The organism is Campylobacter magnus (genome assembly GCF_028649595.1).
Lineage (GTDB): Bacteria > Campylobacterota > Campylobacteria > Campylobacterales > Campylobacteraceae > Campylobacter > Campylobacter magnus.
The window spans coordinates 1-20,613 of sequence record NZ_JAQSLK010000009.1 but is presented as its reverse complement, the minus strand read 5'-3'; the positions used below and the strand labels follow the sequence as shown (position 1 = coordinate 20,613).

23 protein-coding genes are annotated in these 20,613 nt (G+C 39.9%); 14 read left to right on the top strand and 9 right to left on the bottom strand.

What is annotated here, in order from left to right; all coding sequences use genetic code 11:
* Window positions 1-59: 59 nt before the first annotated feature.
* Both PTQ34_RS08570 and PTQ34_RS08565 read left to right on the top strand, forming a co-directional pair.
* Entirely contained in the window at window positions 60-1,124 is a 1,065-nt protein-coding gene (locus tag PTQ34_RS08570; RefSeq protein WP_273933170.1) for an MlaE family ABC transporter permease, read from the top strand.
* Complete coding sequence (locus PTQ34_RS08565; RefSeq protein ID WP_273933169.1) at window positions 1,121-1,849, top strand: ABC transporter ATP-binding protein; 729 nt, start codon at window positions 1,121-1,123, stop codon at window positions 1,847-1,849. The genes PTQ34_RS08570 and PTQ34_RS08565 overlap by 4 nt, the downstream gene beginning before the upstream one ends.
* A 460-nt stretch (window positions 1,850-2,309) precedes the next feature.
* On the opposite strand, the gene PTQ34_RS08560 is transcribed toward PTQ34_RS08565, so the two are convergent.
* The gene (locus tag PTQ34_RS08560) at window positions 2,310-2,498 is read right to left on the bottom strand and encodes a hypothetical protein (RefSeq protein WP_273933168.1); all 189 of its coding nucleotides are present in this window, start codon (window positions 2,496-2,498) and stop codon (window positions 2,310-2,312) included.
* On the opposite strand from PTQ34_RS08560, the gene PTQ34_RS08555 reads away from it, so the two are divergent.
* The 6 genes from PTQ34_RS08555 to PTQ34_RS08530 all read left to right on the top strand — a co-directional run bounded on the left by PTQ34_RS08555 (window position 2,480) and on the right by PTQ34_RS08530 (window position 6,957).
* A complete protein-coding gene (locus PTQ34_RS08555; protein ID WP_273933167.1) occupies window positions 2,480-3,346 on the top strand; it encodes an MlaD family protein in 867 nt (288 codons plus the stop codon). The two genes, PTQ34_RS08560 and PTQ34_RS08555, sit on opposite strands and share 19 nt — an antisense overlap.
* A 10-nt stretch (window positions 3,347-3,356) precedes the next feature.
* Window positions 3,357-3,878, top strand: coding sequence for a hypothetical protein (locus PTQ34_RS08550; protein ID WP_273933166.1), 522 nt, complete (start codon window positions 3,357-3,359; stop codon window positions 3,876-3,878).
* Window positions 3,865-5,076 carry a molybdopterin molybdotransferase MoeA gene (locus PTQ34_RS08545; protein ID WP_273933165.1) on the top strand — a complete coding sequence of 404 codons (1,212 nt, stop codon included), beginning with the start codon at window positions 3,865-3,867 and terminating at the stop codon, window positions 5,074-5,076. The genes PTQ34_RS08550 and PTQ34_RS08545 overlap by 14 nt, the downstream gene beginning before the upstream one ends.
* Window positions 5,077-5,113: 37 nt before the next feature.
* Complete coding sequence (locus tag PTQ34_RS08540) at window positions 5,114-5,638, top strand: pyridoxamine 5'-phosphate oxidase family protein (RefSeq protein WP_273933164.1); 525 nt, start codon at window positions 5,114-5,116, stop codon at window positions 5,636-5,638.
* A gap of 33 nt (window positions 5,639-5,671) precedes the next feature.
* Window positions 5,672-6,421: an FAD-dependent thymidylate synthase gene (thyX, locus tag PTQ34_RS08535; protein WP_273933198.1), complete on the top strand. Its 750-nt coding sequence runs from the start codon at window positions 5,672-5,674 to the stop codon at window positions 6,419-6,421.
* 125 nt (window positions 6,422-6,546) lie between these two features.
* Window positions 6,547-6,957: a Fur family transcriptional regulator gene (locus PTQ34_RS08530; RefSeq protein WP_273931174.1), complete on the top strand. Its 411-nt coding sequence runs from the start codon at window positions 6,547-6,549 to the stop codon at window positions 6,955-6,957.
* Between the two features lie 166 nt (window positions 6,958-7,123).
* Here PTQ34_RS08530 and PTQ34_RS08525 read toward each other — a convergent pair whose 3' ends face one another.
* The 8 genes from PTQ34_RS08525 to PTQ34_RS08490 all read right to left on the bottom strand — a co-directional run bounded on the left by PTQ34_RS08525 (window position 7,124) and on the right by PTQ34_RS08490 (window position 14,426).
* Window positions 7,124-8,383 (bottom strand): sensor histidine kinase, encoded by a 1,260-nt coding sequence (locus PTQ34_RS08525; protein WP_273933163.1) that lies wholly within the window; start codon window positions 8,381-8,383, stop codon window positions 7,124-7,126.
* Window positions 8,384-8,666: 283 nt separating this feature from the next.
* The gene (locus tag PTQ34_RS08520) at window positions 8,667-9,323 is read right to left on the bottom strand and encodes a response regulator transcription factor (protein WP_273933162.1); all 657 of its coding nucleotides are present in this window, start codon (window positions 9,321-9,323) and stop codon (window positions 8,667-8,669) included.
* A 244-nt stretch (window positions 9,324-9,567) separates the two neighbouring features.
* Window positions 9,568-10,545, bottom strand: a complete 978-nt coding sequence (locus PTQ34_RS08515) for a sensor histidine kinase (protein WP_273933161.1) — start codon at window positions 10,543-10,545, stop codon at window positions 9,568-9,570.
* Window positions 10,542-11,336: a DUF234 domain-containing protein gene (locus tag PTQ34_RS08510; RefSeq protein WP_273933159.1), complete on the bottom strand. Its 795-nt coding sequence runs from the start codon at window positions 11,334-11,336 to the stop codon at window positions 10,542-10,544. The genes PTQ34_RS08515 and PTQ34_RS08510 overlap by 4 nt, the downstream gene beginning before the upstream one ends.
* Window positions 11,337-11,681: 345 nt before the next feature.
* A complete protein-coding gene (locus PTQ34_RS08505; protein WP_273933158.1) occupies window positions 11,682-12,050 on the bottom strand; it encodes an HIT family protein in 369 nt (122 codons plus the stop codon).
* A gap of 1 nt (window position 12,051) precedes the next feature.
* The gene (locus PTQ34_RS08500; RefSeq protein ID WP_273933157.1) at window positions 12,052-12,735 is read right to left on the bottom strand and encodes a methyltransferase domain-containing protein; all 684 of its coding nucleotides are present in this window, start codon (window positions 12,733-12,735) and stop codon (window positions 12,052-12,054) included.
* Window positions 12,725-13,351 carry a pimeloyl-ACP methyl esterase BioG family protein gene (locus PTQ34_RS08495; protein WP_273933156.1) on the bottom strand — a complete coding sequence of 209 codons (627 nt, stop codon included), beginning with the start codon at window positions 13,349-13,351 and terminating at the stop codon, window positions 12,725-12,727. Before PTQ34_RS08495 ends, PTQ34_RS08500 begins: the two co-directional genes overlap by 11 nt.
* Window positions 13,341-14,426: an aminotransferase class I/II-fold pyridoxal phosphate-dependent enzyme gene (locus PTQ34_RS08490; RefSeq protein WP_273933155.1), complete on the bottom strand. Its 1,086-nt coding sequence runs from the start codon at window positions 14,424-14,426 to the stop codon at window positions 13,341-13,343. Before PTQ34_RS08490 ends, PTQ34_RS08495 begins: the two co-directional genes overlap by 11 nt.
* Before the next feature lie 102 nt (window positions 14,427-14,528).
* Between PTQ34_RS08490 and PTQ34_RS08485 the strand changes: the two genes are divergently transcribed.
* The 6 genes from PTQ34_RS08485 to queC all read left to right on the top strand — a co-directional run bounded on the left by PTQ34_RS08485 (window position 14,529) and on the right by queC (window position 19,944).
* Complete coding sequence (locus tag PTQ34_RS08485) at window positions 14,529-15,350, top strand: thiamine-phosphate kinase (RefSeq protein ID WP_273933154.1); 822 nt, start codon at window positions 14,529-14,531, stop codon at window positions 15,348-15,350.
* Window positions 15,304-16,482 (top strand): tRNA pseudouridine(13) synthase TruD, encoded by a 1,179-nt coding sequence (gene truD, locus PTQ34_RS08480; RefSeq protein ID WP_273933153.1) that lies wholly within the window; start codon window positions 15,304-15,306, stop codon window positions 16,480-16,482. Before PTQ34_RS08485 ends, truD begins: the two co-directional genes overlap by 47 nt.
* A 2-nt stretch (window positions 16,483-16,484) precedes the next feature.
* Window positions 16,485-17,219: a TIGR02757 family protein gene (locus PTQ34_RS08475; protein WP_273933152.1), complete on the top strand. Its 735-nt coding sequence runs from the start codon at window positions 16,485-16,487 to the stop codon at window positions 17,217-17,219.
* A 314-nt stretch (window positions 17,220-17,533) separates the two neighbouring features.
* Window positions 17,534-17,719: a hypothetical protein gene (locus tag PTQ34_RS08470; RefSeq protein WP_273933151.1), complete on the top strand. Its 186-nt coding sequence runs from the start codon at window positions 17,534-17,536 to the stop codon at window positions 17,717-17,719.
* Between the two features lie 184 nt (window positions 17,720-17,903).
* The gene (locus tag PTQ34_RS08465) at window positions 17,904-19,277 is read left to right on the top strand and encodes a phosphomannomutase/phosphoglucomutase (RefSeq protein ID WP_273933149.1); all 1,374 of its coding nucleotides are present in this window, start codon (window positions 17,904-17,906) and stop codon (window positions 19,275-19,277) included.
* A 1-nt stretch (window position 19,278) separates the two neighbouring features.
* Entirely contained in the window at window positions 19,279-19,944 is a 666-nt protein-coding gene (queC, locus tag PTQ34_RS08460) for a 7-cyano-7-deazaguanine synthase QueC (RefSeq protein ID WP_273933147.1), read from the top strand.
* Window positions 19,945-20,613: the final 669 nt, after the last annotated feature.

Genomic DNA, 20,613 nt, shown 5'->3' with positions numbered 1-20,613 from the left:
ATTTTAGCCTAAAATTCTTAAAAAATTTGTATAATTGCCCTGTGATTTTAGGATAAAATATGCAAATTGAGTTTAGCAATAATACCATTTTTTTACATGGCGAGTTTGATTATAAGATTACAGGCTCGCAATTAAAAAAGCTCTCAGCTCTTCTAGCACAGAAAAATACTAGCCTTGATTTAAAGGGTTTAAAAAGCCTTGATTATGCTGGGGCGTATTTTTTAAAAGAGCATTTTAAGGGCTCTAATATAGTGGGTGCTAGTGGGAATATTAGCAGAATTCTAGATTTTGCGGGTTTTAAAAGCTACGAGCTGCCAAAAAGCGTGGAGCTTAGCCTGATCGAGCGACTAGGTATGCTTCTACTGAACGCAAAGACCCAGAGTATAGCGATAATAAGCTTCATCGGTCAAGTGCTAATAATGATCCTAGATTCTCTAATACGTCCGTGGCGCATAAGGCTAAAAGAACTTAGCAATCACATAATAAGTGCTGGAATTTCTGCGATTTTTATCGTGGGGCTAACGGCTTTTCTTATCGGTATTGTCCTAGCATATCAAGGTGCTGTCATGCTAGAGCGCTTTGGGGCTAGTGTGCTGGTTGTGGATATCATGGGTATTATTACCTTGCGTGAGATTGCGCCACTTATTGCTTCTATTGTAGTAGCTGGGCGCTCTGCTTCTAGCTTTACAGCGCAAATCGGCGTTATGAAAATCACAGAAGAGCTCTATGCTATGGAAACTATGGGCTTTGCGCCTTTTCGTTTTGTTGTTATGCCACGCATTTTAGCTCTTATTTTTGTTATGCCTGTGGTTATTCTTTGTGCTGATTTTATCAGTCTTTTTGGACAGGCCTTTGTGTGTAACTGGTATTTGGGGCTAGATTTTGAGAGTTATTTAAATAGATTTAGCGCAAATGTAGATATGCGCCATTTTTGGGTGGGGCTTGTAAAAGCACCTATTTTTGGTGCGCTAATAGCTACTATTGGCTGTTTGCGTGGATATGAGGTAGATGGTAGTACTGAGAGTGTTGGTAAGCTTACTACAAAAAGCGTGGTAAATGCGATATTTTGGATAATTGCGCTTGATGCGGTATTTAGCGTGATTTTTACAGAGTTGCAGATATGATAAAAGCAGTTAATGTAAGCACAGCTTATGGAGAGCGTCTAATGCAAGATAAAGTCAGTTTTAGCGTAAAAAGTGGCGAGATTTACGGGCTTTTGGGTGGTTCTGGCACAGGAAAAACCACGCTACTTAAAACCATGATATACCTTAACCCTCCTACGACTGGCGATATTTTTATAAATGGCGTAAATTTGTGGAAAAGCGATGAACAAACTAAAAATGAAATGAAAAAGCAAATGGGCGTGATGTTTCAGTTTGGCGCGCTTTTTAGTTCTCTTAATGTGCTTGAAAACATAGGCGTAATGCTAAAAGAATACAGCGATTTTAGTGATAAAGATATAAGAGAAATTGCTAAAATGTGGCTGCTTAAAGTAGGGCTAAAAAAAGAAGCCGCCTTGCTCTATCCTAGCGAGCTAAGCGGTGGTATGAAAAAGCGTGTGGCACTAGCACGCGCCTTGGTGCTAAGCCCAAAGGTGCTATTTTTAGACGAGCCAAACTCTGGGCTAGACCCGGCCAGTTCTCGCTTGCTAGACCGCCTTATCTGCGAGCTAAGAGAGGATCTTGGTATCACTGTTGTCATGGTAACACATGATATAGATAGCATTTTTACTATTTTAGATAGATTTCTTATTTTAGAGGGGCATAAAATCGCTTATGAGGGGGATTTAGCAGGGGCGAAGGTTATGGAGAATAATCCACTAGCTGGGATGTTTAAACTGCGAAGTTAAGGTGCGATTCGTCTTGCTTTTATGGCTGGCGGGGCTCTTTTGCGCTTTTTACTGCCGCGTGCCTCGATGAATTATATATTCTATCTTCGGCGCGCGGCAGCAAAAATCACTAAAAGTGCCGCGCCTTTTATTTTCACGCCGCTACCGCGAGGACTGGGAATTCTAGAATTCTCTACTATGTCATCCTCGGGCTTGACCCGAGGATTTCTATACGGAATTTTGGAATTTTTTGTGATGAGATCCCCCGATCAAGTCGGGGGATGACACAAGGCAGGAATTCTAGTTTAGGGAATTCTAGATTTTGCCTTAGGAATTCTAAACTCGCGGTAGCGGAGTAAAACTAGGCTCCAAGATTTTTTGCTTCGCACCCGCTGGGTGAGCGATTTTTAGTTTTAAAGCCGCTGCGCTAGCCGTGGGGGAGCGTCTGCGATAGTAGCTGCAAAAATTTTGCGCTGAATTTTCAAGGCGTAAGCCGCAGAAAAACGGCAAAAAAGTTTTTGCAGAGCGACTGGGCTGCGTAAGGCTTTAAGGCTAAAAAGCGCAAAAAAGCTGAGCCAGCCGACAGCCCCGCAGGGTAGTCAGTCGATAAAAAAACTGAGCCGCTACAAACGCAATAAATGAAAGGATGAAATGGAAAGCAAAAACTCATATTTTCTAGCCGGTGCTAGCTTTTTGATAGCTTCGATTATACTAGTAGCTTTTGTGCTGTTTATGAACTCTAATCACGGTGAGTTTAGTGAAGAGTATCTTGTCCGCACCGGCTCTTTGCCTGCTGGCGTGCGAAAAAACAGCCCCGTGCTAAGCTCAGGAATTCCAGCTGGCGTTGTGCGTGATATTTATTTTGTAGATAAAAACCAAAGCACGATAGAAATAAAAATCGGGCTTAAGAAAAACTCGCCTGTAAGCAGTGATAGTGTGGTTCAAGTAATCACGCCACTTCTAGGCAATCAATCTACTTTAAATGTAACTCGTGGTAGTGGCAGGGCTTTTGATAGTGATGAGCTTCGCATTATAAAGCTACAAGAAGATAGCTTTGAGCGCCTTGAGGTTAGCGTGCTAAAAATCACGCAAAAAACAGAAGAGACCTTGGATAAAATAAACAAAATTCTAGGCGATGAAAATAGCGGTCTAGTAGCCTTTGTGGGGCAAATGGCTAGCAAAGAAAACTCGCAAAACTTCAAAGAACTGCTAACGAATATGAAAGAATTCTCGCAGACCCTAAAAGGTGTGGATATGAAAGGAATGCAAGATGAGCTAAAAATGCTAAGCAAAGATGTCCGCCTAACAAGCCTTAGCATAAAAAGCACCGCTGATTCTATAAAAAATAAGGTTGATAGTGGGGAGTTTGACTTTAAAGCTGTGATTGAAAGCACGGCTTCTGAGCTTGCTATCACGCAAAAAGCCTTGCGCCGCACGCTAGCGCATATTGATAATGCCTTTTTGCGCCTAGAAGAAAGCCCCTATGACTTTTTCTTTTTACAACAAGAAAGCAAATAAAGGATAAAATATGAAAAAATCTCTAATTTTTCTAGCTCTTGCGTGTTTTGCGCTAGTATTTTGCGGCTGTCTAGCCAAGAGTAAACCAGCTATCAAGCAATACTCGCTTTATACTGATAAATGCTCGCAAATACCGGTAAAAATCACAAATGTAAGTAGCTTGCCAGTGCTACAAAACCGCAATATAATCATTACTCATGGCATAAATGTAAAAACCTTAAAAGATGCCAGGTTTATCTCTTTTGGAGAGGATATGCTAGAAAGTGTGCTACTACAATATTTTGGCTGCAAGCCAAGCGATAAAAATAGCCCAAAACTAAGCGTAGAGCTAACCGAGCTTTACGCCACGCATGAATTAGCAAAAGTTGCCTTAAAAGCTAAGGTCGGCGAAAATGAAATGTATCTAAGCGCAAACTCAAAAATACAAAACAGTAGCAGCGATGCTGTGGTGCTAGGGATGAACTCAGCGCTTGAAAGTCTGCTTTTAAAGCTAGAAGAATTTATCAAAAAGAGCCAAAATGAAAAGTTATAATGAGACTTTAAATGGTTTTTTAGCTAGTGTTAGTGAACCTAGTAGCATTGAGTTTGTAGAGCTTAAAAATGCTCTTGGTAGGGTTCTAGCCTGCGACGCAAAAGCAAGCAGTGATTATCCAGCTATGCTAACAGCAGCTATGGATGGAATAGCATGTAAAAGCAGCGATATAAAAGCAGGGGCAAAACTTCGCATTATTTCATCTTTGCCAGCTGGGAGTATGCCTAGTGATGAGGTTGTCGCAAATACTTGTGTAAAGAGCTTTACAGGGGCTTTGATGAGTGAGGGTAGCGATACGCTAGTTCCGCTTGAAAATCTAGAATTTTTTACTGAAAATAACGAAAATTACGCAATTATAAAAGAATGTGTCCAAGCTGGCTTTGCTGTAAGGCAAATCGGCGAGAGCTATAAAAAGGGCGAGATTTTGCTTCGCTCTGGCTCTTTTATAGACTACGCAGCTATTGCTGTATTAGCCGAGCTTGGAATAAAGCAAATAGGCGTGTATAAAAAGCCAAAAGTAGCCCTTATCACAACTGGCTCTGAGCTAGTGGATATTGGCCTTGCTAAAAACCCTGCGCAGATATATAATAGCAATGCTTATGCCCTACATGCCTTGCTAGAAAACTGGGGCTGTGAGAGCGTAATGTATCCAAACATAAAAGATAATGAAAATGCGCTAAAAGCGTGTTTAAACAAGGCTCTTAGCGAGTGCGATTTTATCATTACAACTGGCGGGGTGAGCGTTGGTGAGTTTGATTTTATGCGTGATTTTGTGCGAAAAAGCGGCGAAATTTTAGTAGATAAATGCGCTATAAAGCCAGGCCGTCATATAAAAATCGCTAGGATTTGTGGGGAAAACTCAAAGGTTAAAAAGCTTGTTTTTGCTTTGCCTGGGTTTTCGTATTCTGCGATTACGACTGCGATTTTGTTTGTGCGGCCTTATGTTTACAGGCTTTTTGGCGCAAAAATGGACTTTGAAAAAACAGCTGTTTTAGCAGAGGACTACGAGCTAAAAAGGCAGCTAGAAAACTTTAGCGCAGCAAGTTTAAGCGTAGAAAATGGCAAGCTTTTAATCAGCACCAAAGGCAAAAAGCAAGGCTCAAGCGCAATTAGCACAAATCTACTTGATTTAGCTGTGCTACTGCGCCTTAGCTCACCTGCTAAAAAGGGCGATATTGTAAGATATATAGAAATCTAGAATTCCTAGTAGGAATTCTAGATTTTAAGGAGCAAAAATGCGTAGAAAAGATAGAGAATTAAGCAGAGACGAGGCTTTAAAAATCATTGATGAGTGCGAATATGCTGTAATTAGCTGCGTAGATAGCAAAGGCGAGATTTTTAGCCTGCCGCTCTCAATCGTGCGTGAGAATATGAGCATTTTCATACACGGAGCCACAAGCGGCGGCAAGTGTGAAAACTTTATAAACGGCAGAGTTTGTAAAATCGTAGCAGTTAGCAGCAATGCTGTCCCAAAGCTTAGCGGCGAGTTTTTTGAAAGTATAAAAGATGACCATGTTAAGCTTGGTAAATATGCCTTTACTACTGAGTATAAAAGTGCTATTGCTACTACCACTGCTCATTTGTTAAGTGATAAAGACGCAAAGCTTCACGCCCTGCGCCTACTTAGCCAAAAATACTGCGCAGCTTATATGAGTGCTTTTGATGCTGCTACGCCACCAGAGGTGATAAATCACATGAATATTTTTGAGTTTAAAATCACAGAGCTAAGCGCAAAAGCAAAGGTGATAAAACCTAGTTAATTTAATAAAAAATAGGAAAATAAAATGAACGACATAAAAATAACTCTACTAAATCACACGCCGCTGTGGGTTTGCTCAAATGCGATTCGCACTTGCTATCAAAGCTTTGAAAAAGGCGATAAAGGCGGAGAGAAAGATAAAGAACTAATAGAGCGAGTGGGAAATAAAATGCGCCACGCAAGCACGCTAGAGCATCTTTTTTATAACTTCTACATTGAAGGAATTAGCCGTGCGTGCCTGCAAGAGCTTGCTCGCCATCGCATCGCAAGCCTTAGCGTAAAAAGCACACGCTACACGCTAAAAGAGCTTAGAGCTGAGAGCCCTTTTGTCCCATTGCATGGCATCTGCGATAAAAACTCGCCTAGTGCCTCGCTTGATGAGCTATCTGCTCTATCTGCGCAAGGCACCGGCGAGCTTTTGCCACATCTACCACACACTGAGACAAAAGCAGATTTTTATGGTAGCGATTTGGCTGTTAGGGCTAAAAAGTATTTGGTATTTACAGGCGATAGTATGGTGGATGAGTTTAGCATTTTAGCACTTGAAAACCTGCGCAAAGTCCTAGCTGCTGGCATAAAAATAGACCTTGCTAAATACGCCTTGCCTGAGAGCTACAAAACAGCACTTTCTTGGAGCATAAATGCTAGAAGCTTACAAAATTTCTTGTCTTTGCGAAGCTCAGCTTCTGCTCTTTGGGAGATTAGAAATTTGGCAAATGCTTTATTTGCCGCACTGCCTGAGGAGCATAAATATCTTTTTAAAGACAGCATGGCAGAGAGCTAAAAACAGCCTAGGGAATTCTAGAATTCCCTAGCTAAAAAGCATAATTAAGAATATTTTTGTATCAATTAAATTTTAATTTAATCTAAGCTTGTAAAATGCGATAATTTTTTTTAATAGAGAATAATATGTTTTTACTAAAAATGTTAAAAAACGAAGGGCTAAAAGCCACTCCACAACGCCTATGCGTGCTAAAAAGCCTTAGTTCACACACACATCCTACTATAGATGAGCTTTATGCCACCGTGCGCAAAGAGCATCCTAGCATCTCGCTAGCCACAGTCTATAAAAACCTTGCTACTCTTGTAGATGCTAGACTCGTAGTAGAAATCGCAGTGCCAGGGCAAAAAACTCGCTATGATATCTACGAAAAAGAGCATATACATATAGTTTGTAAACACTGCGGCGCAGTAAGCGATATCTTTAAAGAAGATGCCAAAATGGACACATACCAAAGCCACATAGAAAAGCAAGTTGGCGAAGAAATCAGCTCACTAAATATCATCGCCACCATTTCAAAATGTAAAAAATGTAGCTAAGAATTCTAGAATTCTTACTATAATTCTTAGGGGATATTTTTAAGCCTAGAATTCCCTTAGAATTTTCTAGAATTCCAGCTGTTTTTAGAGGGAATTCTAGATTTTAGCCCATTTTAGTCTAGGAATTCTAGAATTCCTAATTTTAGTCCTAGAAATTCTAGAATTCCTAGGCTTTTTTAAAGCTCACGCAAAACTTAGTTTGCTCTTCGCTGCTGGTGCAATTTATACTATATCCTAGCTCGCAGCAGTAGGTTTTAACTAGACTTAGTCCCACGCCAAAGCCGCCGTTTGTGCTATCAAAGCGAGTGAATTTATCATAGATTTTACTCATTTTCTCAGGCGGTATAACCACGCCTTTTTGCGCTACATTTATGCCATTTTCATTTAGATTTATGTAGATTTTCTCGCCTTTGTTACTGTATTTTACGGCATTTGAGAGTAAATTATCTATGATTTTGCTTATGCGGTATTCATCTGTTTTTAGCACTAGATTTTGTGGTATATCTAGGCTAAACTCTAAGTTTTTCTTAGCAGCCAAAAGCTCAAAAAACCGCACCCTTTCTTTTAAAATCGCACTTACATCAAACTCGCCAAGGCTTAGTGGCACGGCTTTTAGATTTGCTGAGAGGTCGCTGTAGAGCATAGAGAGCGTGCGAGCGGCTAGACGAATGTTTTCAAGGTATTTTGGTGGATTTTTATCAAACATCTCCACGCTCATTAGTATCACGCTAAGTGGCGTGTTTATCTCATGCGTGGTATCTGTGATAAAGGTATTTAGTCCATTTATGTGGCGCAGCAGCGGCGCATAGCTCATACGCACGATGAAATACGCCACCACGCACATAGCAAGCGAGGCGCAAGCACAAAGGATAAAAAGCCAAGATTTTAAAGCCGAGAGCTCGTGAGCAAACTCATTTGAGCGCAGCAGCACACTTATACCATCTCGCCCATCAAAGTAATAAACATACCTTTCATCTGTTACAAAAAACAGCAGTCTGCGAGGCTTTGGCTCTTTTGTGGCGTTAAATTCACTTTTGAAATCAAGCTGAAAATCTCTTATAGCCCGCGCACTAAAATTCTCATCAAATTTATGCCCTGCGCGAGCAGCCTTTTTGCTTGGAGTTTGACTTTTAAAAAGCTCAAAAACATACTCAAAATCAGGCTCAAACTCACGGGCTAAAAACTTGCCTCTTTTGGCATCAAAAATCACCGTCTCATAATCTCTAAATCCGCCACGCTCGTCTAAATAGCCCTTGCGCAAAGCATGAGAAATCACGCTAGCCTCACTTCGTAAGAAAGCAATGCTAGCACTTAGTAGCTCGTCTTTTTTTTGCTGATAAAAAATACCAGCAAACACAGCTGCAAAAATCACACTGGTAATCATATAAAGTAGTAAAACTGGTAGATAGTATTTTACTTTTGGCATTTTTTGACCTTTTGTTATTTGCTTAGCAGAGCTGCAAAGCCCAAACACTGCGCGAATTCTAGAATTCTTAGGGAATTCTAGATTTTTATATTAAAATTTTAGTGAATTTATCTATTAAATTAGCAATTCTAGTATCGTGTGCTTAGTGTGGCTAAACGCCTTGGTGGCGGCGCGGGGATAGAATATAAATTCATCCTAAGCCGCCACTTAAAGGCGTTTAGTTCGCACCCAGCGGGTTGCGTAGCAAAATAAGTGTGCGAGACGAATTGCTATTTAAGCAAAATTATGCAAAAGGCACGAACTCGTATCCCACCTTTGAGTGCGAAATAATCCTTTCATTGCCTAGCAAAATGCGTAGTTTGCGGATATAAACTCTAAGACTCATCTCGCTTGGCTCATCATAGCCCCAAAGATGCGTGTAAATCTCATCTCTAGTTACGGTTTTGCCACTATTTGCTACAAAAAGTGCTAGCAAATCGCACTCTTTTTTAGTGATATCAACTGGCTCATTACCACGCAATACTCGCTTTTGCAAGGCATCAAAGCTAAGCTCGTTATTTAGCTTGATTAGCGAGCCTCCAAAAACCCTGCGCAAGACATTTTGCACACGCACAAGCAACTCACGCAGCTCAAAAGGCTTTTTAAGATAGTCATCACAACCTGAACTAAAGCCCTTTTGGACATCATCTGTGGTATTTAGAGAGGTTGTGAAAATACAAGGCGTTTTTATCCCGCTCTCTCTTAGTTCGCGCAAAAGCTCAAAGCCGTTGCCGCCGATGATTTTTACATCAAAAATAAAAAGGTCAAAGCCCTTTGAAGCAAGCCCTACTGCCTCATCATAGCTAGCACAGCTCGTTACTTTATAGCCCTCACCTTCTAAAAAATCACACATCATTTCATTTAATGCTGGCTCGTCTTCAAGAATAAGAATTCTATTCATTTTTACTCCTTTAATTTTATTTGTGAATTTTAACTATAATATTGTTAATTATTTGTAAATTTATCAATATTTTTTGTAGATTTAGTTTTTTGGGGGTTATGGGGGTATTTTTTACCTTGGGAATTCTAGAATTCTTAAACTAGAATTCTTAAACTAGAATTCCATAAACTAGAATTCTTAAACTAGAATTCTTAAACTAGAATTCACTTTGAAATTCGCTAAGGAATTCTAGTTTTTGCGCAGTCTATTTTGGCAAAGAAATTGTAAAAATTTTTGGCTCTTTTTGCAGTGCTAGAGAACCTTTATGAGCGTTAATTATCTCAATACTTAGCGCAAGTCCTAGTCCATTGCCTTTAAGTTTTGTGGTCTTAAATGGCTCGTAAATTACCTTTGGATCAATCCCTACGCCACTATCGCTGATCTCAAAGTCGTGACTAGCCCCATCAAAACTATGTTTTATGCTAATCTCTCCGCTCTCATCATCACTGCTTTCAATAGCATCAATTGCGTTAAATATAAAATTGCTAAAAACAAGGTCTAAAAGATCAAAATCAGCGCAAATTTCCCCATCAAAACCGCTAAAATTAAACTCAATTTCTTTGCTATAATCATAGCTTTTTATAGCGTTTTGGCAGGCTGCTTTTAGCTCGCTTAGAGCGAAGTTTTGTGGCGTGATTCTAACGCCTTTTGTAAAAAGCAAAGTAGCTTTTATGATCCGCTCCACGCGACTTAGTGAGCGCTGGATTTCTTCTATTAAGGGGCGGTTTTTAGCATCGCTGCGCTTTAATAGAGTGCTTGTTAGTAGGGCTACTGCGCCTATTGGATTTCTTATCTCGTGGCTTAGGTGCGCAGCCACTGCCCCCATTGATACTAGTCTTGCGCTACGCTTTTCTGCGCTTATATCAGTGGCTAAAATTACGCTGTGCTCGCCGCTTTTGGTGATTTTTACAGCATAGACGCTAGCGTTTTGCTCTATTTCTTGGCTTTTTAGCCCCAGATTTATACAGCTAAAAACAGCACCCAGTGAGCTTGCTAGCGTGTTTTGGATCACTATATTTCCGCTTTTATCCACCACCCACAGCGCAGCACCAAGACTTTCTACGATCTCTTTAACAAACTTTTGCATATTTTCATAGCTAGCGCTTAGGCTTTTGTATTCTCTTTCTACCTTGTAAGTTTGTTCTATCAGGCTCTCAAGCGTGTTTTTAATATCATTACTCATAAAATATCCTTAAAATCATTTAGCTCAAAAAGTAGCAAATTTGGGCTTTTTTTGGCTAGATTTATTAGCTCGCCTGAAAAGCCACTTTTGCTAAAAAGTGCGTAAAAATCAGGCTTAATTCCTACTTTTTCGCACTTTGCTACTAGCTCGTTTAAAAGCTTTTTGCTAACTATATGCTCTTTGTATTTTACCTCAGCAGCAAGGCAAAAAGAACCGCTCTGCACTAGTATATCAATCTCGCAGTCTTTATCCCAGTAGCTAGAAATGCTGGGTCTCATCACGCCTAGCTTGTGGCTTAAAAAATCAGCGCAAACTAGCTCAAAAGGCAGACAAAAAAAGCGCTCAAGCTTAAGGCTAGACAAAAACTGCTCTTTATCCTTATTGCTAAACTCGCTGATTTGCTCTATTTTTGGGGCGATAAAGGCAAAATAAAAGCGGTAAAAGTTCTTGCTAAAATGTGCTTTATCGCTGATTAAATGCCTTCTAATCTCACGTCTAAGCTTTTCTCCAAAAAGCGGTGTGGGCTTTGTTTCAAGCGATTTTTCTACCTTTATAATACCAGCGCTTTTTAGCTCGTTAAAGGCCCTGCGAAAGCGTGGATCTTTTAGCCCTTTTAGCGACCTGCTGCTAAGTGCTAGCCTCTGCGCTAGTTTATTAGCATCCTTGCTAAGGTTAGCAAAAAGAGCTTTAAGCTCAGTTATTTTGCCCAAAATTTCATAGTTTATCGCCTCTTTTAGATCGCTGTAATGCGTGCTAAAATCAAGCCCTTCAAAGACAAAATAAAACTCCAAAGCCCGCTCTAAACTAAGATAAGAAAAGCGTGATAGTTCTTTGATTTTTCTCTCCTTTTGCTCTTAGGAATTCTAGAATTCTTAGAATTTGTTTTAGGGAATTCTAGATTTTGTTCTAGGGAATTCTAGAATTCCCTACTATGTCACCCCCAGCCTACCTTGTCATCCTCGGGCTTGACCCGAGGATCTCTAGGGAATTTTAGAATTCTCTAGTACTGAGATCCCTCGATCAAGTCGGGGGATGACACAAGGCTTGGGAATTCTAGAATTCTAGATTTTGCTAAGGAATTCTAGAATTCTAGATTTTGCTCTTAGGAATTCTAGAATTCCCTAGCAAAATTCCGTCTAAAATTCCCTAGCAAACTGCTGTTTTAAAAACTTCTTAAACTCTTCTAGGCGCAAATCACGCTTTGCTCCTTGCCTTTGCTTTTTGCCCCACAAACTCTCTGGAAAGTAGCTATCATCCTTAAATCTAGCCTGGATATGAATATGCACCTGTGGCACATAGTTTGCAAAGCTCGCCCAGTTAATCTTATCAGGCTTGTAAAATTCCCTTAATGCCCTCTCGCAAAGCAAAGATGCTTTAAAAATCGCCTCTTGCTCAAAGTCCTCTAAATCGCTTATTTCAGTGCATTTGCGCTTAGCAAAGAGCTTTATCCACGGCACTTCGCTACTCTCAAACTCTGCGTAAAATATCTCATTTTCAAATATCATTTCACCCCTTTTGCGCCACTAAAAAAGTGTAATTATAGCTTAGTTCATAAAGCCCATTAAAATGCGCCTCAAGCCCTGCAAGACTAGCTTTATTTAGCACAAAACTGCCTTTTATATTATTTACGCCAGTTTCTTTTAGACTGACAAGCAGCTCTTTTAGCGAGCTAAACTGGCTTGTATAGCTAGAAGTTCGCATAGCTAGCACATCAAAATACTTGCTAAAAATATGCTCTATCTGCTCTGGGGCTAGGTAGTTTAGCCCTTGCTTTGTATATGAGCTAAGTTCATTTAGTGAACCCTCGCTAAGCATGGCAAAAGCGCAAATTCCGCCTTTTTTTAAAGCCTGCTGTATGCGAAAAGCTAGCACTTCAAGGGGGTTGGTCCACTGAAAAACCGAGCTAGATACGACAAGATCAAGCCCCTTTGGCATTTCTATCTGGCAAATATCGCCGATTTGTGAATGAAATCCGTTCATTATCTGGCTTTCATAAAGGTCATTTAGGCTAAGGTGCTCTATCTCAAGCCTTTCAAGCAGCACCTTTGTAAGCAGTCCAGAACCACAGCCTATTTCATATACTAAGCCAAACTCGCCCCTAAAAGTTTCAATTAAGCTTACTAGGCTTTTTGCTGCCCAGTTTTGTGCTTGTGCGAACTCATCGTAGTTTCTAGCATTTTCAAATCTCAAAAATCTGCTCCCAAGTTTTGTAATAAAACAGCCCAAAATGTGGGGCGTTAATACTCTCTAAGTTTTTAAACTCATTTTCAGCTAAAATAGCCCCGTTAGCAAAGACTTTATCTTTTTTTGAGAGTATCATTTTATCCCAAATTCTAGGACTCCCTAGTTTTTTTTCACTAGAAAAATAAGAATAAAGCCTTTCTAGCTCAGCCTTTGCTTTAGCATTAAAAGCAAAGTTTACCTTTTTTAACTCGCCCAAAAAACACAGCCTTTTAAAGCCCTCAAAATCAAAGCTATCAATGCTAGCTTTAAAATCACTGCTAGAAATTCCCTTTTGTGCGTCTATACCAGCATTTGAGCCGTTCATCGCCACAGATTTTTTAAAGCTAAAATCAGCACAAAAACGATTTGCCACCGCCACGCCCATAGAAAAGGCAAAAAGATAATTTTGCTCTCCAAGTAGCTTTGAGAACTCTAATTTATCAAAGCTAAGCTCGCTATACTCATAAACCACGCCTAGACCATACTCGCCAAGCTCTAAATGCGCTAGGCTTTTTGGCAAAAAAGAATATCCCAAAAAGGCAATTATCATTTTTGGCGATTTTTTGATAAGCTCATATTTCATTTAAAATCTCTTTAAGTTTAACCAATTTGCAAGTTTCTATATCAGCACGCAGACTTATGCGAAGTCGTGGTTCTTTTACTGTTGGCGGCCGCAGAGCTGGGATGAAATATCCACATTCTAATAGCCTTTTGCTAAGATTTAGCGCAATAGCAGAACTCTTACAAATAAAAGGCGCAATCTGTGAGCGCGAAAGAGCTAGGAATTCTATATTTTTACGCAGATTTTCACGCCTAGAGCTAAAATCGGTATTTAGCACGAAGTTTGCCCACGCAGCATTTACAGGGGCTATTGCTGTGCTGTAAATCAAAGCCCTTGCTTTGTTGATTAAAAAATCTCTTGTCATCTCATCTGCTAAAAGCACAGCCCCATATCCGCCGACTGCCTTGCTAAGAGTAAAGAGCATAAAATCCGCTCTAACGCCACTAGCCTCGCACTCTCCAAGCTCATTTAGAGCAAAAAAGCTATGCGCCTCATCTACATAAAGCAAAGCTCCAAAACTATCGCAAAGCTTTCTAAACTGGATTAAAGGCGCATAATCTCCATCCATGCTATAAAGGCTCTCACAAAGCACGATGATTTGTTTATATTTATCTTTATTTTGCTCCAAAAGCCTTGCTAGATCATTTGCGTCATTGTGCTTAAAGCGTTTAAAGTTTGCGCTTTTTAACGCATCTATCATAGAAGCATGGACTAGCTTATCAGCTAAAAATAAAGTATCAGCGCCCCCAAAACACGAAATAAAAGTAAAATTTGCCGAGTAACCGGAGTTAAAAATAAGAGCTTTTTTGTTAGCAAACCTTTCATTAAACCAGCTCTCCAAGCTCTCGTACTCATCGCCTGCGCTATAAATCAGCCTGCTAGCCCCTGCGCCAAAAAAGATATTTTTATAAGCGATTTGCTCTAAAAAGCTTTGCCTAAGGCTTTCATCACTAGCAATGCCAAGGTAGTCATTACTGGCTAAATTTACTGCTTTTTTACCTTCTATTTCAATATTTGCGCCATTTATGCGTGCTGTTTTTAGGCTTCTGTGGTTATTATTTTCTTTGATTGTTTTAAGCTCTTTTAAAATATCCATAAAATTTGCTTTGTTTTTAAATACTTTTTATAAAAATTTTGTCTGTATTTTAGCAAAAAATGTAGCAATTTTTAGCTAAAATACGATAAAAAAAGCCTAAAAATGGATAAAGAAGCAAGGATAATTTCACATTTTGCTCACGCACTAAACGGCGATGATGGCGCACTTTTGGGGGATTTTGTTTATAGCAAAGACCTTTTTATAGAAAATGTCCACTTTAAGCGTGAGTGGCTAAATATGGAGCAAATCGGCGCAAAAGCCGTGCTAGTAAATCTAAGCGATGCTATTGCTATGAATGCTACGCCGCTTTTTGCCCTTTTGGGACTTGCTCTGCCAAAAGAGCTAGAAAATGATGAAATAAACGCACTTTGTGCTGGAATTTTAAGCACTTGCGCTAAGCATGGAGTAAGCATAATAGGCGGCGATACTACAAGTGCGGATAAAATCATAATTAGCCTTACAATCATATCAAAGGCAAATAAAAAAACTCTTTTTCGCAAAAAGGCTAAAAATGGCGATTTTATTGCTTTTACAGGCTCTTTGGGGCTGTCTTTAAAAGGGCTAAAAATTCTACAAAACGGCGGTAAAATTGCTAGGAATTCTAGATTTATAAAGCCAAGTTTAAGAATAGAGTTTATGAAAAAATCAGCCAAAATTCTAAAAAGCACGATGGATATCAGCGATGGACTAGCAAATGATTTGCCAAAGTTTTTGGGCAAAAAGGGCGCAAAAATAAGCGCAAAACTTAGCAAAAGCCAGTGGCTAAGTGGTGAAGAATACGAGCTTTTAGTAGCTTTTAGCCCCAAAAATAAAGCAAGAGTGCAAGGTTTTGCAAAGCAAACTCGCACAAAACTAACTATAATAGGACAAGTAAAAAATGGATATCTTAAAATACCAAAATACAGAGCTTTCAAGCACTTTTAAACCCCTTAGTATAAGCACGCACTCGGGCATAAACGCGCATTTTAGCAAAAATGCTGATGACTTTGTCGTGCGAGAACTGCCGCTTTATGCCCCAAGCAAAAATGGTGAACACATGATGATACATGTCCAAAAAAAAGGTCTTAGCACTAAAGAAATGCTTAGTGCTTTTAGCGCATTTACTGGCGCAAAAATGCGTGATATAGGATACGCAGGACTAAAAGACAAAGAGGGCTTAACAAGCCAATATATCACAATTCCAGCGAAGTTTTGCGGCAAACTAAGCACTTTTAGCCACCAAAATATCAAAATTTTAAGTAGCGAACTTCACGCAAATAAGCTTAGAGTGGGGCATTTAAGGGGCAATGCTTTTTTTATCCGCCTTAAAAAAGTAAGCAAAACCGATGCCTTAAAACTAGAACAGGCCCTTGCTAACACGCTAAAAAACGGAGTGCCAAATTATTTTGGCTACCAAAGATTTGGCAAGTTTAAAGATAATGCAAAAAGCGGCTTTCAGCTTTTAAGCGCTTTAAAAGAGGGCAAAAAATCACGCTTTAATCCAAAAATGAGTAATTTTTTAATCTCAGCCTTTCAAAGTGAGCTTTTTAATCGCTGGCTTAGCCTTAGAGTAGAGCTTAGCCACTACTGTGCTAGCTTTAGCGCAAGCGAGCTAAGAGATATTTTTGCTAGTTTTGGGCTAAATGAAAGTGCCCAGTTTTTTAAAGAACTCAAGTCGCAAGAGCAGTTTTTTAAGCTTTTTAAAGGTGACGCGCTGGGGCATTACCCAAGAGGCGCTGTCTTTGGCTGTGATGAGCTAGAAGCTGAGCTAAAAGCTTTTTGTGAGCATAAAAAGACAGCTGTGGGTCCACTTTTTGGCAAAAAGATGTTTGGGGCTTTTGGCATGGCTGGGGCTATAGAAAACATTATCATTTCGCCTTTTAGCGACACCTTAGGGCTGATGAATGGCTCTAGGCGTCCTGCTATTATCTGGGCGGATAATCTTAGCTATAAATACGACGAGCAAAATGCACATTTTAGCCTAAGTTTTGAGCTAATTAAAGGTGCGTATGCCACAAACTTTTTGCGTGAAGTGCTAGGACGAGATGATATATTTAACTTTTTTGAAGAGGATTAAAAATGAACTTAAAACAACTTTTAGATAACGAATACAAAGCTTTCTCAAATGAGCAGGGCTTAAACTTGGCTGCTGATCCGCTTCAAATTGCACGCACTCTAAAAAATCCAGCCCTTATGCTAGCCTGCGCTTTGTTTAGTTATGGCAATGCTAAGGCTATTGTGAAGTTTTTGTCCTCTTTAAATTTTGATAATCTTAGCGCAAATAAAGGCAAAATTTACAGATTTCAAAACAGCAGCGACTGCGATGAAATCTTTAAGATAATTTTAAAACTAAGCGAGGTAGACATTGAAGATATTATCATAAATGGCGCAAAACAAGGCAAGGAATTCTACATAGAAAATGGCATAAATGCGCTGATTAAAAAGATTTACGAGCTTAGTAGCTACCGCTCGGCTGGGCTTGAGTTTTACTTTGGTAAGAGCTTTGAGAAAAGCCCAAAAAGTCCGCTAAAACGCTACAATATGTGGCTTAGGTGGCTTGTGCGAACTAGCGATATTGATCTTGGGCTTTTTAGGCGCATTAGTCCAAGGGAGCTTATTTTGCCGCTTGATACGCACACGCACAAGGTCTCGCTTGCCCTTGGGCTTTGTAAGCGCTCTCAATACGACTTTAAAGCCGCCAAAGAAATCACAGAGCGTTTAAAAGAGTTTGATAGCGATGATCCTATAAAATACGATTTTGCCCTTTACCGCCTAGGTCAAAGTGGCAAGATAAAAGAACTTTTGAAAAAATAAGCCAAAAAATCTAGAAATTCTAGAATTCCTTAGTAAATTTTAGAATTTTATGCTAGAATTACAGCCTTTTGTAGTGAAGAAAAATGAGCTTAAAGATAGTTTTTGATGACTCTCGCACGGTTTGCTATGATAATGGCGAGTTTGTAGAGTGTGCTTGTTATATGCTGCAAAAGTGATGAGAAATGATAGTTACGCAGACTTGCTCTAGTGGTTTTAAAAAATTCTTGCTTTAATTTAGTATTGATTTTTTAAAAAACTTTGTTAAAATGCGCCAAAATCACTCTAAATCAAGCAATAAAGGTATTTAGCCAAAAATGGACTCTGCTGTTTTTAATAATATAAAAAAATACATCACAGAAAATAGAATAGTAAATGCGCAGGTTTTTTGGCTAAAAATCAAGCTTGATAGGCAATACGAGTTTGAACAATACATCCTAAAAAATCCAAAAAACAAAAAGCAAGTAGAAGACTTTATCCGCAAGCAAAGAAAAGAGATATAAAAAAATTAACTACTAATAAATCTAGAACTAAAATCTAGAATTTAGAACTAAAATCTAGAATTCCTAGCAAAATCAGCAAAAATTTTTATCATAAAATGCTAAAATACGCTTTTAAAAATCTAGAATTCCCTAGAATTCCCTAGAAAATTCTAGAATTCCGTAGAATTCCCAAATAAGGTAAAAAATGATAAAAGATATTTTTAGAGAGTATGATATCAGGGGGCTTGTGGGCAAAGAGCTAAATGATGCGAGCGTAAAGGCTATCGGCAAAGCGCTTGGTGAGCAGATAAAAAAGCGTGGCGCAAAGCGTGTTAGCGTGGGCTATGATGCGCGCACTCACGCACCCATGCTTTTTAGCGCGCTAGTCTCAGGGCTAAATGCGCAGGGCTTGGAGCTTTTTGACATAGGGCTTGCGCCTACGCCGGTGGGGTATTTTAGCGTTTTTAGTGGCGAGTTTGATGCAAATGTAATGATCACAGGCTCTCACAACCCAAAAGAATACAACGGCTTTAAAATCACAATAGGCACAGATAGCTTTTTTGGCAAGGACTTAGAAGCACTTGGCACAGTAGTGGAGAGCATGCTAAAAGCAGATCCAAGCTCTGCTAATATTCCAACCGACAAAAGAGCCCAGAAATTTGATATTTTAAGCAAATACGAAGATTTTTATACCAAAAACTTCTCTCATCTAAAAGGCTTTGCGCTGCCTTTTGTGTGTGATTTTGGCAACGGTGCAGCTGGCGTGGCAGCAAGCCGCATCATAAAAGCACTAAATCTTAATGCAAAAATGCTCTACGCAGAACCTGATGGCAACTTTCCAAACCACCACCCTGACCCTAGCATAGAGGCAAATCTAGCTGATCTAAAAGCTGAGTTAAAAGCAAGTGGCGCAAAAATCGGCTTTGGCTTTGATGGTGATGGCGACCGTATCGCCGTGCTGTGCGGCGAGCGCTCTATCAAAGGCGACGAGCTAGCCTATCTGTATGCTCTAAATATGAAAAATCCACGCGTGCTTGGCGAGGTAAAATGCAGCCAAAACATGTATGATGAGATAAACAAGCTTGGCTCAGCCTTTATGGGCAAAACCGGTCATAGTAACATAAAAAAGGCGATGAAAGAGCTAAATATTGACATGGCAGCTGAGGTGAGCGGGCATATTTTCTTTAAAGAGCGATATTTTGGCTTTGATGATGCGCTATATGCGATGGTGCGGGCATTAGAGCTGCTTTATAAGGGCATTGATTTTGAGAGCGAGCTTGATAAACTGCCGAAGCTTTACTCAACCGATGAGATAAAAGTAGAAGCCACTGAAAGCACGAAATTTGCGGTAATTGAGCGAATTAAAGCTGAGCTTAAAAATGCTGATTTGCCTGAAATTTTAGACATTGTAGATATTGATGGGCTTAGAGTGCGCTTTGAGGCTGGCTGGGCGCTAGTGCGAGCGAGCAATACCACGCCTGTTTTGGTAACTCGCTTTGAGGCTAGCTCAAAGCGTGATTTGGCTGACATACAAGAGCGTTTTAGCAAACTAATTTACAAAGTAAAAGCGGAGTTTTAAAATGAAAGCACTTTGTGTAATCAGCGGTGGCATGGATAGCGCAGTCGCTGCGGCTATTGCTAGGCGTGAGGGATATGAGATTTTGGGCTTACATTTTGACTATAAGCAGCGCACGCAGAGCCGTGAGAGGCAGTGTTTTTACGATATTTGTAGCGACCTTGGGGCAAAAAGCTTTGTTTTTGATGCTAGTTTTATTGCTGGCATCGGCGGTTCTGCGCTAACTGATCTTAGCCTTGAGGTGCCAAAAAACCGCAAAGAGCTATTTGAAGGGGCAAAAAAGAGTGAGCCGCCAATCACCTATGTGCCCTTTCGCAATGGCATTTTTCTTAGCATTGCTGTGGCTCTAGCTCAAAAAGAGGGCTGCGAGGCTGTATTTTTGGGGCTTGTAGAAGAAGACGGCTCTGGCTATCCTGATTGTTCGGCTGATTTTTTAGCCAAGATGACAGCCGCTATCCAAAGCGGCACGGGCACAAAAATTAAACTGCTCGCCCCGCTAATTGCCAAAAATAAAGGCCAAATTGTAAAAATCGGCACAGAACTTGGCGTGGATTTTAGCCACACTTACAGCTGCTATGAAAGCGATAGCAAGCCTTGCGGAGCTTGTGATAGCTGTAAGCTAAGGGCTAGAGGCTTTGAGGCAGCTGGCATAAAAGATCCAGTCTCATAAGCTAAGAAAAATCTAAAATTCCTAGGCTTTTTTGCGTAGGAATTCTAGAATTTGCCTTAGGAATTTTAGAATTTGCATTTGGAATTCTAGAATTTCTAATGGATTTGCAATTCTAGATTGCCAGCAAAAAGCCGCCACCTAGATGAAATAAACATCGCTAAAATCAAAAAACTAATCAAAGCCAAGCTAGAAGAGGGCTAAACACCCCTAAAAATTCTAGGGAATTTTAGAATTCCCTGTGTCATCAAATCGCCGTCATTGCGAGGGAGCAAAGCAGAGGGAGCAATCTCTATAAAAATTCTTGGCTTGACCGCCTTGCGTCATCCTCGGGCTTGACCCGAGGATCTCATCACAAAGAATTCCAAAATTCCCTATAGAGATCCTCGGGTCAAGCCCGAGGATGACAGGGAATTTTAGATTTTAGCGGGGTTTTAGGGGCGGCAGCCCCTAAGGGTTTAGGGCGTAGCCCTTATGAAATTTGCGAGCTAGGCTAGATTTATCTAGCCTAAAAGCGAGCAAAAATCTAGAATTCCTAGAATAAATTTAGAATTCCCAAACTAGAATTCCCAAACTAGAATTCCCAAACTAGAATTCCCAAACTAGAATTCCCAAACTAGAATTCCCAAACTAGAATTCCCAAACTAGAATTCCCAAACTAGAATTCCCAAA